Source organism: Corallococcus aberystwythensis, assembly GCF_003612165.1.
GTDB lineage: Bacteria > Myxococcota > Myxococcia > Myxococcales > Myxococcaceae > Corallococcus > Corallococcus aberystwythensis.
Map to the genome: position 1 here is coordinate 1 of NZ_RAWK01000247.1, position 14,998 is coordinate 14,998.

Sequence of the window (14,998 nt, forward strand, 5' to 3'; positions counted from 1 at the left end):
ATCCCCAGCACCCGCCCCCGCCGCGACGCCAGGTCGCCCAGCACGTCGCCCAGGAACTCCTCCGGCGTCACCACCTCCACCTCCATCACCGGCTCCAGCCCCTGCACGCCCACGCGACGGGCGGCCTCCTGGAGCGCCAGCGAGCCCGCCACCGCGAACGCCTGCGGCGTGCTGTCCTTCACGTGCGTGTCCCCGTCCACCAGCCGCACCTCCACGTCCACCAACGGCACGCCCTCCCGCACGCCCCGCGCCATGGCGCCGGCCACGCCCTTTTCAATCGCGGGCACCAGCTCACGGGGGATGGTGCCGCCCTTCGTGGCGTCCACGAAGACGAGCCCCGCCCCTCGCGGCGCCGGCCCCACGTCCAGCACCACGCGCGCGTACTGTCCGGGCCCGCCGGACTGGCGGACGTGGCGGTACTCCTGGCGCACCGCGCCCCGGAGCGTGTCGCGGTACGCCACCTTCGGCTGTCCCACGCGCGCCTCCACGCCGAACTCCGTCCTCAACCGGTCCACGACCACCTCCAGGTGCAGCTCACCCATGCCGGACAGCAGCACCTGGCCGCTCTCCGGGTCCACGCCCAGGCGCAGCGACGGGTCCTCCGCCGCCAGCCGTTGCAGTCCCTCCTCCAGCTTCGGGAGCTCCGCGGGAGAGCGCGCCTCCACGGCGAGCTGCACCACGGGCTCCATCACGTTCAACGCCTCCAGCACCACCGGCGCCTCCGGGTCGCACAGCGTGTCGCCCGTGCGCACGCCCTTGAGCCCCAGCGCCGCGCACAGGTCGCCCGCGTGCACCTCCGCCACCTCCTCGCGGCGGTTGGCGTGCATGAACATCAGGCGCCCCACCCGCTCCCTGCGCCCCGTGACGGGGTTGAGCAGGACGGTGCCCGCGCGCAGCGTGCCGGAGTACACCCGCAGGAACACGATGCCGCCCACGGCCTTGTCGCTCATCAGCTTGAACGCCAGGGCGCTGGGAGGACCCGAGTCCGACACCGGACGGCTGACGCGCTCGCCGGTGCCGGGCGCAAAGCCCTCCACCACGGCCACGTCCGCGGGTGACGGCAGGTAGCTGACGACCGCATCCAAGAGCATCTGCACTCCCTTCTTCTTGAAGGCCGACCCGCACAGCACCGGCACCAGCGTCCGCGCGAGGGTGCCCGAGCGCAGCGCGCGCTCCAGGTCCTCCCGCGTGATGTCCTCCACCCGCCCGTCCACGAACTTCTCCAGCACCGCCGCGTCCACGTCCGCGCACACTTCAATGAGGCGCATGCGGTACGGCATTACCGCCTCCAACAGCTCCGGCGGCACGGGCGCGTCGTCGTCGAAGCCGCCGTCGTCGCCCTGGAAGCGCACCATCCGCATGCGCACCAGGTCCACCAGCCCCTGGAAGTCCGCGCCGTCGCCCACGGGCCACTGCACGGCCACCGGGCGCACGCCCAACCGGTCCACCATGGACTGCACGCTCGCGGAGAAGTCCGCGCCCACCTTGTCCATCTTGTTGATGAACGCGATGCGCGGCACGCCGTAGCGGTCCGCCTGACGCCACACCGTCTCCGACTGCGGCTCCACGCCCTGGCTGGCGTCGAACACCGCCACCGCGCCGTCCAGCACGCGCAGCGAGCGCTCCACCTCGATGGTGAAGTCCACGTGGCCCGGCGTGTCCAGGATGTTGATGCGGTGGGGAACGCCCGCCTCCCGCCCGTGCCGGGGCTGCCAGAAGGCCGTCGTCGCCGCGGAGGTGATGGTGATGCCGCGCTTCTTCTCCTGCTCCATCCAGTCCATCTCCGTGGAGCCCGTGTGCACCTCTCCCGTGGAGTGGATGCGGCCGGTGAAGAAGAGGACGCGCTCGGTGAGCGTCGTCTTGCCCGCGTCGATGTGGGCCATGATGCCGATGTTGCGGTACCGCTCGATGCGCGTGGTGCGAGGCATGGAAGACTCCCGTTCCCGTCCGGGCAGCGAGGCCCGCGGGTGTGTTGGATTGAGACGCCGGTTGGATGAGAGGAATGGACCGGTGGCTGTCTTCAGGCGCGAGCGCGCGTGACGGTCTGGACGGGCACGAAAGGCCCGCTCAGGGACGCGCGAGGACACACGAAGGCACCACCGGGACTTATCGGGCGGAGACGGGACTCACGGCACGCGGGCAACCAGCCACGGCGCGCACCGGAGACTTCCGGTCCGCCTGCTCAAATATCGAGCAGAACCTCGTGACGGGGGGCGAGGCGCACGTCCGCCGCCGGCGCGAAGGCGCTCAGGGTCGGCAGGGCATGGAAGGTGACGGGCCTCATGACGGAATTGAAATAAGACAGACAACCCGCGCTGTCAACCCGGCCGCCCCGGCTCCAGACTCCAGGCCCCATGACCCACGCGCCCTCCGAAGCCGCGCTTCCCGCCGCGACGTCCTCCGCGTTGCACGTGACAAGCCCGGCTCCGCCAGCGCCCGCCGGATGGAGCCTCGCGCGGCGGCTCGCGTTCCGGTTCACCAGCGTCTACCTCCTCCTCCACGTCCTCCCCTTCCCCCTGGAGATACTGCCGGGCACGCAACGCATTGGCCGCGCGTACCGCGAGGCCTGGCAGGCCGTCGTCCCGTGGGTGGGCCGGCACGTCCTGCACCTGGGCACGGACCTCACCGCGTCCGCCAACGGCAGCGGGGACACGACGTACCACTACGTCCAGCTGCCGTGCTTCCTCGCGCTCGCGGCCGTGGCGACCGCCATCGGGTCCGCGCGGGCCCGGACGCCCACGCGGCATGAGACGGCGCACGCCCTGGTGCGCGTCTGCCTGCGCTACTTCCTGGCGTACACGCTGGTGTCCTACGGACTGTCGAAGGTCCTCTGGATGCAGTTCTCCTTCCCCAGCCCGGAGAAGCTGGTGCAGCCCATCGGCGAGTCCTCCCCCATGGGGCTGCTCTGGACCTTCATGGGGTACTCGCGGGGCTACAACCTCTTCACGGGAGGCATGGAGCTGCTGGGCGGAGTGCTGCTGCTCTTCCGGCGCACCACGACGCTCGGCGCGGTGCTGCTGGCCACCGTGATGACCAACGTGGTGGCGCTCAACCTGGCGTACGACGTGCCGGTGAAGGTCTTCTCCTTCCACCTCCTGCTCATGGCGGTGTTCCTGCTCCTGCCGGACCTGGAGCGCATCGCCAACGTGCTGGTGCTCAACCGGCCCACCCGGCCGGCGGTGTTCCGCACGCCCTTCGCGCACCCGTGGCTGGAGCGCGGCAGCCGGGCGGTGAAGGTCCTCTTCGCGGGGTGGATCCTTTATACGGACGGGAGCAAGGCGCTGGCAAGGCACGCCGGCCATGGCGAGGACGCGCCGCGCCATCCGCTCCACGGCGGCTACGTGGTGGAGTCCTTCACCCGCGACGGCCAGGCCGTGCCGCTGCTCGCGGGCGACGCCACGGCGTGGCGCTACGTGCTGGTGGGGACCCGGGAGCGGCTGGCCCTGCGCTTCATGGATGACTCGGGCAAGCGCTTCCGCATGGCGGACGCCCCGGAGCAGCGCCTGAAGATGACCGCGAACAGCTACCCGGGGGAGCAGGACCCGGAGGCGTTCACGCTCGCGTGGTCCCGGCCGGATGCGGAGCACCTCGTCGTCGAAGGCGTCTTCCGGGGCGCGTCCGTCCAGGCCCGGTTGAAGAAGGTGGATGCCTCCACGTTCCGGCTGGTGGACCGGGGCTTCCACTGGATCCAGGAGTACCCCTTCAACCGGTAGGCGGGCGCACGGAAGTCAAACCCCCGAAAGAATATCCGCCGCACGCGCCGTAAAGGTTGGCGGTTGGCGACAGAAGCCAGCCCCTGACTCCTCCGAGGGGGACGTATGTCCACGTTTCACAAGAGCCTGCTGACGGCCGCCATGGGTCTCGTCGGCTTGAATGGGTGTGTCTACGGCTACATCTACGACGCGGCCTCCGGCAGCGCCGTGCAGGACGTGACGGTGACGGTGGCCTCCGGCATCTGCTCCGGCAATGGCTGCGGCGCCAACCCCACGTTCCAGAAGACGGACTCTGCCGGCCTCTACGTCTTCGACGCGTACGGCAACCACAACGGCGAGGACAAGATCCAGATCGTCATGCCGGCCTCCGGCGAGGAGGCCCTGCGGCTCGTCTACTCGCGCCTGGGCTACCGCTCCGTCACCGTCTACCACCGGCCCAAGTACGAGACGGTGACGCAGGACGGGAACAGCTATGACATCTCCGCCGTGCAGTCCGTCTACCTGTGCGCGCTCTTCGCCCCGGACGCCGACGGCGACGGCGTCTGTGACGCGGCCGAGTCCCAGTACGGCACCAACCCCAACAACTCCGACACGGACGGCGACCGCATCAGCGACTTCGCGGAGCTGTACGGCTACGGCGGCGTGGACCTGCGCTACTGGGGCGCGAACCCCCTCAAGAAGGACGTCTTCGTGGAGGTGGACTACTACGCGGACCGCAAGCCCACGCAGCCGGCGCTGGACCGCGTGACGACGGCCTTCGCCAACGCGCCGGTGTCCAACCCCAACGGCACCACGGGCATCGCGCTGCACCTGGTGCTGGACTCGCAGATCGCCGCCGCGGACGTCATCCCCAACCTGGACACCGGTTGGGTGGGCGTGGACACCCTCAAGAGCAAGTACTTCGCGTCGCGCCGGGCGCCCTTCTTCCACTACGCCCTGTTCGCGAACACCTACGGCACGACGACCTCCAGCGGCCTGTCGCGCGGCATCCCCGGCCATGACCTCATCGTGACGCTGGGCGGCTGGTCCGTCCCGGGCGGCACGGAATTGCAGCAGGCCGGCACCCTCATGCACGAACTGGGGCACAACATCGGCCTGCAGCACGGCGGCAACGACAGCAGCAACTACAAGCCCAACTACCTGAGCGTGATGAACTACGAGTACCAGACGTTCGGCCTGCGCATCGACGGGGTGGACGGCGTGCTGGACTACTCGCGCGTCCGCGTCGCCTCCGTGAGCGAGGCGTCCATCAACGAGGTCTCCGCCTTCGCGCCCATCGCCCCCACCACGGAGGCGGACCTGGCCCACATCGGCGTGCGCGTCAACGGCGTGCAGCGCGCCGGCACCGCGAGCGCGAACCTGGACATCAACGGCAGCGGCGTCATCCAGGCCGCGTCCTACGCCTATAACTTCAACCGCGACTCGGACAGCGTGGACCTCTTCCCGGCGTCGCAGCATGACTGGCTGGCGCTGGTGTACGACGGCGCCGGGCAGATTGGCGACGGCTGGCTGGGCACGACCCAGGGCCTGAGCCGCCAGCAGCCCTTCTTCGTCGTCCCGGAGCGGACCGACTCCTGCCTCACGCAGCAGATGGTTCTCCACCGGTAGTCCCTGGCCTTCACTCCTGGAAGGTCGTCCCCGCCGGGTTCCTCCTCACGAGGGACCCGGCGGTCGTTCATCCGCGCCCGCCCGCGTAGACTCCGGCGCATGCCGCATGTCGCACTCGTGGGATACGGACGTTTTGGACGCGCGCTGGGAACGCTGCTGGAGGCGGTGGGAGTGGAGCACCGCGCCCTGGACCCGGTGGCCGACATCCCGGAGCCGCTCCGCGCGCGCTCGCTGCCGGAGCTGCTGGAGGGCGCGGAGCTGGTGGTGGTGGCGGTGCCGGTGCCCCAGATGCGGGACGTGCTGAACGCGCTGCGGCCCTTCCTCACGCCGGAGCACCTGGTGCTGGACGTGGGCAGCGTGAAGGTGAAGCCCGTGGAGGTGCTGACGGAGGTGCTGGGCGCGCAGGTGCCGTGGGTGGGGACGCATCCGCTCTTTGGTCCCTTGAGCCTGGCCATGGCCGAGCGCCCCATGCGAGTCGTGCTCTGCCCCAACCCGCTGCATCCGCAAGCGGCCGCGCGCGCCCGGCGCTTCTACGAGGGGCTGGGCTGCGAGGTGATTGAGCAGACGCCGGAAGGCCATGACCGGGTGATGGCGCGCACGCACGCGCTCACGTTCTTCGTGGCCAAGGGGATGGTGGACTCGGGAGCGGCGGCGGAGGTGCCCTTCGCGCCGGCCAGCTTCAAGGCGCTGTCGCGCACCATCGAAACCGTGCGCGCGGACGCGGGCCACCTCTTCAACGCCATCCAGCAGGAGAACCCCTTCGCCACCGAGGCGCGAGGGCGGCTGCTCGCGGCGCTCCAGGGCATCCACCGCGACCTGGACGCGGCCCCCACCGTGGCCCAGGCGCGCGCAGCGGCGAGCCTCGCCGTGCCCGGGCTGGAGCCGGCGACACCCGCGCCCCGCGAACCGCGCGAGCACATCGATGAGCTCGACCGGGAGCTGGTGGTACTGCTCGCCCGCCGCGAGGAGCTGGTCCGCCGCCAGCGCCGCGCCCGGGCGCAGGGGAACGAGCCCGCGCGAACGGAGACGCTGCTCGCCGTGCGCCGGGCGTGGGCCCGGGAGCTGGGCGCGGATGCGCAGGAGGTGGAGGCCGTCTTCCGCGCCGTGCTGGGCAGCAGCCTGCGATGACGTGGCGGCCTTCGAGTCCCTCCCGGCCTCGCCCGAGGCAGCGCGCCCAGCAGCGAGCGGAGCGCAGGCACCACGCACGGGAGACGCAGGCCTGGCAGCGCGAGGCCGCGGAGGTGAAGCGCATCCTCGAACACGAAGCGCGGCTCGGAGGCGCCTTTGCGTTGGTGGCCGGCGAGCTTCAGCACTGGACGCGCATGCCCGGCAATGGCGCGCTCGTGCGGGACGTCATGCAGCTGGGTAATGGCCTCGCCATGCGCCTCCCCCACTACCTGAAGCGCCATGGCCGGGCGTTCTCCACCCTGGAAGAGGCGGAGTTCGTGTTGTTCAGCGGAGAGCCCAGCGGCGTGCTGGACTGAGCCTCAAAGGTACTCGTCCAACCAGTCGAACATGCGGTGATTGGCCACGGCCTGCGCGCCCTCCTGGCAGTGCAGGAGCCCCGTGTCCCCAGCGGTGAAGAGCATGTAGTCCTTGGGGCACTCCAGCGCGTCGAAGAGCAGCCGGGCCTGCCCTTGGGAGAACGCCTCGCCGGTGCCGTCCATCACCAGCGTGCGGCAGCGGATGCGGTGGACGACGGGCTCGTTGTTGTACCGGCGCAACTCGAAGAGCAGCGCGGACGGCGTGCTGACGCCGTGCTTGAACATCGCGTCCTTCATGTACCAGCGGTACAGGAACACCTGGTCCATCAGGCGGGCCATGGCCGCGTCGAAGGCCTGCGGGTCGCTGTCGAGCAGCGGCATCACGTCCGGGAAGTAGGTGTTGAACTGCTCGAAGGAGGACTCGCCCCAGTTGAGGACGCCGGGGTTCGGGATGAGCAGCTTGATGCGCCGCTCGAACGCGGCGGCGCGCGGCACCAGCGCTCCTCCCATGCTCCACCCCAGCAGCGCGATGCGCCGCGAATCCACGCCCGCGATGCACAGGGCGAAGTCCACCACCGGCCGGATGACGTGCTCCCAGTCATGGCGGAAGGGCAGCCCCTGCTCGCGGATGGCCATGCCCTGACCGGGCGCGTGCACGATGAGGCAGTGGTAGCCGCGCGCGAGCGCCGCGTCGATGACGTACTTGGACTCCTCCGGCCACGCGTCGCGGCCCTGCTGGAAGATGAGCAGCGGCGCGATGCTCCGGGCGCTCGGGGCGCGGAAGAAGTAGCCGGGCAGCGTGGTGCCCTCGTACGGGATGCGCACGGGGGTGCCCGGAAGCTTCAACAGGTGGAGCGCCTTGTCGTAGGCGGCCACGGCCTTGCGCCCGGTGGCCACCACGCTCGGGTGCGTGGGCTCGGGGTGGTGGATGAGCGCGGCGCGGTAGTAGTTGGCGGCGCGCAGATAGGCATTGCCCGCGCTGATGGGATGGCGGCGCGAAAGGCTCACGTCGCCCATGGCGCGGATGCGGTCCGCGGTGTTCACCCACTCAGTGGGCCAGCTCCAGTCATCCCCCGGGACAATGCGGGTCGCCGTGTCCAGCACCTCGCTGATGTCGGACTGGGCGCTGTAGGTCGCCGCCAGGAAGTGCAGCAGCTGGCTCTCCATGATGGGGTCCGCCATCAACCCCAGCTCCCACCAGGGCCGGGGCTCCTCGGCGGAGGGCGTGGAAGGGCTTCCGGCCGCCACGGCGGGAGCGCCCCGGAGGAGCGTGAGCCCTCCGGTCAGCCCCAGGCTGGCTTGGATGAGGGAGCGACGGTCCAGTGTGATGCCCATGGTCTCTGGCCTCCAGCGAAGTGACTGCTGGCGGGTTGAACACCGGGGGGCGGCCCTGCTGTCACCCGGCCTCCTGGCCCCTCATGAGCAGGCGGCACAGATTCAATTCACCGCTGGGGATTCAGGGTGGACATGGCGCTGTTGGTGGACCCATGCGTCTGTTCACCTTTCGGAGCCACTGCATGAAGAAGACCGCACTGCTGACCTGCCTGCTCGGATTGCTGGGAGCCCTTCCGGCCGCCGCTTCCGAACTCAAGGACGTGTTCGGCAAGGAGGTCCCCATCGGACAGGGCCGCCCCACCCTGGTGCTGTACGCGAACAAGGGCACCCGGGACGAGCTGCGCCAGCACGCCTCCCAGTTCCTCTACGACGTGCGTGAGAAGAAGCCCATCGTCGTCATCCACGTGGACCTGCGCGACGTCTCGGGCCTCTTCAAGGGCATGGCCCGCGGGGAGATCCGCAAGAGCCACAACGAGTCGCTCACCGCCATGAAGGACCTCTTCCGCCAGAAGGGCGAAACGCCTCCGCCGGAGCTGGACACGTCGCTCTACATGGTCGCGGACTCCAAGGGCGAGCCCCACAAGTCCATGGGCCTGGAGAAGGGCTTCGACCGCGTGTTCGCCCAGGTACTCAGCACCTCCGGGCAGGAGGTCGCACGGGGCGCCTTCTCGGACGGCGCCCGCAAGTTCAGCCAGGCAATGGTCGCCGCGCCCAGCGTGGCGTCCCGCCAGCCGTAACCGCACGGGGCGTGCACCCACGCCCCTGCACCCCGCGTGGGTGGACGACAGGGCATGAAGGGCTTTACCTTGCTGACGCGCTAGTCGCCTCTCACCTGGAAACCATGGACATGCATGGGATTCAGACGATGGGCGGCGACAGCGCCAGCAAGCCCCTTCCCCCTGAGACACTCCCCCATGCTCAAGTTCAAGACGTGCAGCCTCGCCGTGGCGGTCCTTGCCTTCAGCGCCTGTGGTCCCGCGCCGGAAGCAACGGAGAAGACCCCCAGCGGCATCGCGCAGGTCCAGTCCGAAGTGACGAAAGCCATCCCGGGCACCACGTGCGTGGTCGAAGCGACGAAGCCCTACACGTATGACATCGGGGGCCCCATCAGCGCGCAGGCGTCCGCCTGGGATTGCGACCAGGACTACCCCATCATCTACATCTGCTCCACCGTGGAGAAGCGGTCGGTGAGCAGCACGGGCACCGTCACCTGGACGGCCATCCCGGGCAGCCGCAGCTGCTGGCCGGAGACCAACACGGACTTCGGTGGCCAGACGGCGAACCCCACGCCCTACGCCGCCGGTGTCTACCGCCAGCGCGCGCAGGCGGCCATCAAGCTGAACGCCACCACGTGGACCCCGGCGCAGCCGTCCAGTTGCGCCACGCTGTCCAGCGACATCCCCTGCAACTTCACCGCGGTGGTGTCGGGCAACGTCACGCTGTGACGCACAACGTTGCGGCGTGAAGCACCACGGACCCCAGGTGTGAAAGAGGGCAGGCGTTGGCTATCCTGCGCGCCTCCCGTTCCACCTGGAGTCTTCCATGCATGTTGAATCCCCCCGCAGCGCCCGTTCCCCGAAGGCCGTGACGTTCCTGCGCATCCCCGTGCTGCTGGCCGTGGGCATGATGACGATGGGCAGCGGCATGGGGAACCCGGGCTGTGGCAGCAGTTCCTCCGGAGGCGGCGACTCGCCTTTCGTCTGTGAAGGCGGCTGCGCCATCGCGGGCAGCTATACGTTCCAGTTCGCGGACACCTCGCCCGTGGATGAGGCCTGCCAGAAGCTGGGGCTGGGCCTGCCCAAGGGACCGCTCGTGTTGGAGTTGAGGGACATCTTCGCCACGGCCACGTTGGATGGCGCGGACCTGGAGGCCCACTACACCGGCGAGCCCTTGCGGGACCTGGACCTGCTGGGCACGCGGCAACTCACGGAGACGACCGCGTACAGCCTCCGGCTGCAGTCAACGGTGGTCGCGCCCGCGCCCCGCTCCGCCAGCGATGGCTCGAAGATCGAGGGCACGTACGAGCTGAATGGCGCCTCCTCCGGCCCGGACGGCGTGAGCTGCCGCATCAAGCGGAACTTCACCGCGACCCGGTAGGGACTCCTCCAGGTAGAGGGCTGGCCCCACTCGGGGTGCGGTAGGTTCGGGGCCATGCGTACCCCCCTCATGGCCTCACTGCTGTTCTTGATGATGTCCTCGCCAGCCCGGGCCGCCGTGCCCGCCGGCTTCGTGGAAACGAACTATTCGTCCACCAGCCTGGGCTCGGCCACCGGCATGGCGTGGGCGCCGGATGGTTCGGGGCGGCTGTTCATCACGCTCAAGAACGGCGTCGTTCGGACGGTGGCCCTGAAGGACGGGGCCCTGGAGACGCAGCCGGGCACCTCCACGCTGGTGACGCGCACGTTCGCCACGGAGCCGGCGGTCCACACCAACAGCGAGTGCGGCCTCATCGGCATCGCGTTCGACCCGAACTACGTGGTCAACCGGTACGTCTACTTCTTCGTCACCGTCTCCGCTTCCGAGCAGCGCATCGTGCGCTACACGGACTCCAACGGCACCGGCGTCGCGCGCACGGAGGTCGTCACGCGGCTGCCCACGCAGGGCCAGAACCACGACGGCGGCGGGCTGGGCTTCGGTCCGGACGGGAAGCTCTACTGGGCCATTGGCGACCTGGGCAACGGCTCCGGCGTGGACGCGGACCTGACGTCCATGGCGGCCAAGGTGAGCCGCGCCAACCTGGACGGCACGCCCGCCAATGACAACCCGTTCAACGACGGCGTGGGCCCCAACAACGAATACATCTGGGCGCGCGGCCTGCGTAACCCGTTCACCCTCACGTTCCAGCCCACCACCGGCCAGCTGTGGGTCAACGGCGTGGGCGACGGCTACGAGCAGGTCTTCGTCGTGACCCGGAGTTCCCACGCCGGCTACAACGACTACGAGAACAACCAGCCCGCCGGGAACGACTACATCACCCCCGTCATCAAGTACCGCACCAACTCCACGGACCAGCGCACCTTCACCGCCACGGGCGCGGTGCGCAGCGGGGGCGTCACCACCTTCACCACCACGGCGGCGCACCGCTTCCGCAAGGGGGAGAAGCTCTCCATCGAGGGCGTGGGGGACACGAGCTTCAACGGCGACTTCTACGTCGCCAGCGCCAACAACGCGCCCACGACGACCACCTTCACCGTGGCCCAGCCGGGGCTGCCGGACGCGACGAGCGGCGGGGGCAGCGCGAACACGCAGGCGCTGGGCGGCTCCATCACCGGCGGCACCTTCTACGACGCCACGCTCTTTCCGCCGGAGTACCGCGGCAACTACTTCTTCGGTGACTACAACAGCGGGCAGGTGACGCGCGCCACGCTGGCGGCGGACGACTCGGTGGCGACGGTGGACGCGTGGGGGACGGGGTTCTCCTCCAGCGTGGACATGGCCGTAGGCCCGGACGGCGCGCTCTACGCCATTGGCCATACCGCCAGCGTCGTGCGGCGGGTGACCCCGGCGGCCTCCGGGCAGAAGCTGGTCGTGTCCGGCCTCAACCTGCGCCTGATGGAGGGGGGCCGCGCGGTCTTCACCGTGCGGCTGGCCCAGGCGCCCACCGCGCCCGTGACGGTGCGGGTGACGCGGGCCCTGGGCGGCTCCGAGGACCTGAGCGTCATGGGCGGCGGCACCCTCACCTTCTCTCCGCAGGACTGGAGCGTGCCCCAGGCCGTCATGCTGGAGGCGGTGGAGGACGCGGACGCGGTCGCGGACACCGCCACCTTCAGCGTCACGTCGGAGGGCCTGACGGACGAGGCGGTGGTGGCCACCACCATCGACAACAACTCGCCCCGGCTGGTGCTGTCCACCGCCCGGCTCTCCGTGCCCGAGGGCGGCACCGCCACCTTCGACGTGTCCCTCTCCCTGCGGCCCACGTCGAACGTCACCGTCACCGTCGCGCTCACCCAGGGGGATGCGGACCTCACCGTGGCGTCCGGGGCCACGCTCGCGTTCACGACGTCCAACTGGAACACGCCCAAGACGGTCACGCTCCAGGCCGCGCAGGACGCGGACAACGTGGACGGCATGGCCACCATCACGGTCGCCATGCCGGGTCTGGACGCGCGCACGCTGGAGGCCGTGGAGGCGGATGACGAACCGCTGTCCCCCGCCATCTCCTCCAAGCCCGTCACCGCCGCAGTGGTGGGCGCTGCCTGGCGCTACGACGTGGAGGCGGTGGGCCGGCCTGTGCCCACTTATTCGCTGGAGGGGACGGTGCCGCAGGGCATGAGCATCGACGCGGCCACCGGCCTCATCACCTGGACGCCCTCCGCGGTGGGCACCGTGGACGTGCGCGTGCGGGCGGCCAATGGCGTACCGCCGGACGGGGAGCAGACCTTCACCGTCACCACGAAGGCGGATGAGGCGCCGCGCGCCGTCCTCACCCGTCCCACCCAGGGCGAGCGCGTGTCCGGCGCCATGGGGGAGTTCTTCGGCGACTGCGTGGACGACGTGGGCTGCACCCGCGCCGAGTTCTACGTGGACGGCACGCTGGAACACACGGACGTCCGGACGGACAACCACTTCCACTTCGGTGGCGAGCACAACCGATGGGACACCACGGGCCTGACGCCGGGCCCGCACACCGTGCGCTTCGTGGTGGTGGACACGCAGGGAGCGACCTCTGAAGCCACGGTGACGGTCTGTGTCGGGGACGGAAGCTGCGAAGCCGGGCAGCCGGACGCGGGCACGGGGACGCCGGACGCGGGCACGAGCATGCCCCCGCCCGAGGAGGACTCCGGCTGCGGCTGTGGCGCGGCCCCGGTGGCCCCGCTCGCGTGGCTGGCGCTCGTCGCGCTGGCCACCCGGCGCAAGCGCTCGCGCGCGGAATGAGCCACCGCTGAAGCATGAACGGGAGGGCGCCCTGCTTGGACGCCCTCCCGTTTTCTTGCCGGTACCGCGTCCAGGTCCGTGTGCGTGTCCGGAAACGGGATGCGGATTCCCAGCGCCGGTCAGCGGATTGACGCGTGCATCGCCGCCATTGCCCGGGGGTGGCTGTCCCGGCCCCGTGGCATGCGCCATGCTCAAGCGCGTCCGCCATGGCCACCCTCCTCCAGGACCTCCGGCTCGCGCTGCGGCGGCTGCGTCGCAGCCCCACCTTCACCGTCGTGGCGGTGGCCACGCTGGCGCTGGGCATTGGCGCCAACGTCGCCATCTTCAGCGTGGTGCACGCGGTGCTGCTGCGGCCGTTGCCCATGCATGACGACGCGCGGCTCGTGCGGCTGTTCAGCGTGGGCCGGCAGGGCCCGGGGCCAACGTCGCCGCCAGACCTGGCGGACCTGCGCGAAGAGACGCGGGCGTTCGAGGGACTGGCCGCCGTGGCGCCCGCGATGGTGACGCTCGGGGCGGACCGCACGGAGGCCTCGCCCATGAAGGTGCAGGCCGCGATGGTGACAGCCGGGTTCTTCCAGGTGCTGGGCCCGCGCGTGCAACTGGGCCGCGCGCTTCAGGCCGGGGATGACGCACCGGGGGCGCCCCAGGTCGCGGTGGTGTCGCACGCGCTCTGGCAGCGCCGCTTGGGTGGCAGCGCCGACGTGCTGGGCCGCTCGCTGAACCTCGGCGGACCCCTGCCGTGGACGGTGGTGGGCGTGATGGCGCCGGGGTTCGACTTCCCCTCGCGCGCGGAGGTGTGGACGCCCCTGGTCCAGGACGCGTCCATGACGAAGCCGGAGGCGCGCGGCGCGCACTGGCTGGAGGTGTATGGACGGCTGGCGCCGGGCGTGGACCTGGCCCGGGCGCGGGCGGAGGCTTCGGCGGTCGCGAAGAGCCTGGCGGCGCGGTACCCGGCGACGAACGCGGACATGGGCGCGAGCCTGGAGCCGCTGCGTGACGTGCTGCTGGGCCAGGTGCGTCCCTCGTTGCTGCTGATGCTGGGCGCGGTGGGACTGGTGCTGCTCATCGCGTGCGCCAACCTCATGCACCTGCTGCTGGCGCGGGCCGCGTCGCGCGAGGGGGAGACGTCCGTGCGGCTCGCGCTGGGCGCCAGCCGGGGACGCATCGCGCGGGAGCTGCTGGTGGAGAGCGCGCTCCTGTCGGTGCTGGGCGGTGTGGCGGGGCTGCTCGCGGCCATGTGGGCGCTGGATGCGCTGGCGGCGTTCGGGCCCCGGGACATTCCGCGCATCGACGAGGTGTCGCTCGACGGCACGGTGCTGGCGTTCACGGCGGGCCTGTCGGTGTTCACCACGCTCCTCTTCGGGCTGGTGCCCGCGTGGCAGACGTCGCGGGTGGAGCTGGCGCGCGTGCTGCGGACCACGGGTGAGGGAGCGGGAGGCGCCGCGCACCACCACCGCACGCGCGCGGCGCTCATCATGGCGGAGACGGCGCTGGCGGTGCTGCTGCTGGTGAGCGCGGGGCTGCTCCTGCGCAGCTTCGTGCACCTGCGGCGGATCGACCCGGGCTTCCAGACGGACGGCGTGCTGACGGTGAAGCTCGACCTGCCGCCCTTCCGCTACGCCTTTGGCAGCGCGGCACCGGCGGCGTTCTACGACGGGCTCCTGGAGCGGCTGCGGACCCTGCCCGGCGTGGAGGCGGCGGGCGCGGTGAATGCGGTGCCCATGGAGGGCAGGCGCTGGACGCTGGCGGTGCGTGACCCACGGCGTCCGGTGCCGCCGGGCACGGAGCCCTGGCAGGCCAGCATCCGCATCGTCACGCCCGGGGCGCTGGAGGCGATGCGCGTGCCGGTGCTGCGCGGACGGGGGCTCCTGCCGGAGGACCGGGGCGCGGGAGGGCGCGCGGTGTTGATCAACGCGGAGGCGGCGCGCCGCTTCTGGCCGGGAGAGGACCCGCTGGGCCGCACCGTGGACACGGACATGGACC

At 70.7% G+C, this 14,998-nt stretch carries 11 protein-coding genes; 9 read left to right on the forward strand and 2 right to left on the reverse strand.

Translation table 11 applies throughout. The features are described from left to right. The coding region (fusA, locus tag D7W81_RS31755) for an elongation factor G (protein ID WP_120559153.1) at positions 1-1,928 on the reverse strand (1,928 nt) is incomplete at its 3' end. A 426-nt stretch (positions 1,929-2,354) separates the two neighbouring features. On the opposite strand from fusA, the gene D7W81_RS31760 reads away from it, so the two are divergent. The 4 genes from D7W81_RS31760 (at position 2,355) to D7W81_RS31775 (ending at position 6,805) form a co-directional block, all read left to right on the forward strand. Beyond that, positions 2,355-3,713 (forward strand): DoxX family protein, encoded by a 1,359-nt coding sequence (locus D7W81_RS31760; protein ID WP_120559154.1) that lies wholly within the window; start codon positions 2,355-2,357, stop codon positions 3,711-3,713. Positions 3,714-3,818: 105 nt separating this feature from the next. Beyond that, positions 3,819-5,321, forward strand: coding sequence for a zinc metalloprotease (locus D7W81_RS31765; RefSeq protein ID WP_120559155.1), 1,503 nt, complete (start codon positions 3,819-3,821; stop codon positions 5,319-5,321). A 99-nt stretch (positions 5,322-5,420) separates the two neighbouring features. Then, on the forward strand, positions 5,421-6,449 hold the full coding sequence (locus tag D7W81_RS31770; RefSeq protein ID WP_120559156.1) for a prephenate dehydrogenase/arogenate dehydrogenase family protein: 1,029 nt from the start codon (positions 5,421-5,423) through the stop codon (positions 6,447-6,449). Continuing rightward, a complete protein-coding gene (locus D7W81_RS31775; protein WP_120559157.1) occupies positions 6,446-6,805 on the forward strand; it encodes a hypothetical protein in 360 nt (119 codons plus the stop codon). The genes D7W81_RS31770 and D7W81_RS31775 overlap by 4 nt, the downstream gene beginning before the upstream one ends. Positions 6,806-6,808: 3 nt before the next feature. Here D7W81_RS31775 and D7W81_RS31780 read toward each other — a convergent pair whose 3' ends face one another. Then, entirely contained in the window at positions 6,809-8,140 is a 1,332-nt protein-coding gene (locus D7W81_RS31780) for an alpha/beta hydrolase family protein (protein WP_120559158.1), read from the reverse strand. Positions 8,141-8,322: 182 nt separating this feature from the next. On the opposite strand from D7W81_RS31780, the gene D7W81_RS31785 reads away from it, so the two are divergent. The 5 genes from D7W81_RS31785 to D7W81_RS31805 form a co-directional block, all read left to right on the forward strand. Beyond that, on the forward strand, positions 8,323-8,877 hold the full coding sequence (locus tag D7W81_RS31785; RefSeq protein ID WP_120559159.1) for a hypothetical protein: 555 nt from the start codon (positions 8,323-8,325) through the stop codon (positions 8,875-8,877). A gap of 177 nt (positions 8,878-9,054) precedes the next feature. After that, entirely contained in the window at positions 9,055-9,585 is a 531-nt protein-coding gene (locus tag D7W81_RS31790) for a hypothetical protein (protein WP_120559160.1), read from the forward strand. 97 nt (positions 9,586-9,682) lie between these two features. After that, positions 9,683-10,237 (forward strand): hypothetical protein, encoded by a 555-nt coding sequence (locus D7W81_RS31795; protein ID WP_147445691.1) that lies wholly within the window; start codon positions 9,683-9,685, stop codon positions 10,235-10,237. Between the two features lie 54 nt (positions 10,238-10,291). Next, the gene (locus D7W81_RS31800) at positions 10,292-13,015 is read left to right on the forward strand and encodes a PQQ-dependent sugar dehydrogenase (RefSeq protein ID WP_120559162.1); all 2,724 of its coding nucleotides are present in this window, start codon (positions 10,292-10,294) and stop codon (positions 13,013-13,015) included. A 206-nt stretch (positions 13,016-13,221) separates the two neighbouring features. Next, positions 13,222-14,998, forward strand: a 1,777-nt coding sequence (locus tag D7W81_RS31805) for an ABC transporter permease (RefSeq protein WP_147445692.1), incomplete at its 3' end; no start/stop codon positions are given.

Excerpts from the sequence above, each read along its gene's own strand:
- D7W81_RS31760 (WP_120559154.1), top strand. The coding sequence starts at position 2,355 with ATGACCCACGCGCCCTCCGAAGCCGCGCTTCCCGCCGCGACGTCCTCC.
- D7W81_RS31765 (WP_120559155.1), top strand. The coding sequence starts at position 3,819 with ATGTCCACGTTTCACAAGAGCCTGCTGACGGCCGCCATGGGTCTCGTC.
- D7W81_RS31770 (WP_120559156.1), top strand. The coding sequence starts at position 5,421 with ATGCCGCATGTCGCACTCGTGGGATACGGACGTTTTGGACGCGCGCTG.
- D7W81_RS31775 (WP_120559157.1), top strand. The coding sequence starts at position 6,446 with ATGACGTGGCGGCCTTCGAGTCCCTCCCGGCCTCGCCCGAGGCAGCGC.
- D7W81_RS31780 (WP_120559158.1), bottom strand. The coding sequence starts at position 8,140 with ATGGGCATCACACTGGACCGTCGCTCCCTCATCCAAGCCAGCCTGGGG.
- D7W81_RS31785 (WP_120559159.1), top strand. The coding sequence starts at position 8,323 with ATGAAGAAGACCGCACTGCTGACCTGCCTGCTCGGATTGCTGGGAGCC.
- D7W81_RS31790 (WP_120559160.1), top strand. The coding sequence starts at position 9,055 with ATGCTCAAGTTCAAGACGTGCAGCCTCGCCGTGGCGGTCCTTGCCTTC.
- D7W81_RS31795 (WP_147445691.1), top strand. The coding sequence starts at position 9,683 with ATGCATGTTGAATCCCCCCGCAGCGCCCGTTCCCCGAAGGCCGTGACG.
- D7W81_RS31800 (WP_120559162.1), top strand. The coding sequence starts at position 10,292 with ATGCGTACCCCCCTCATGGCCTCACTGCTGTTCTTGATGATGTCCTCG.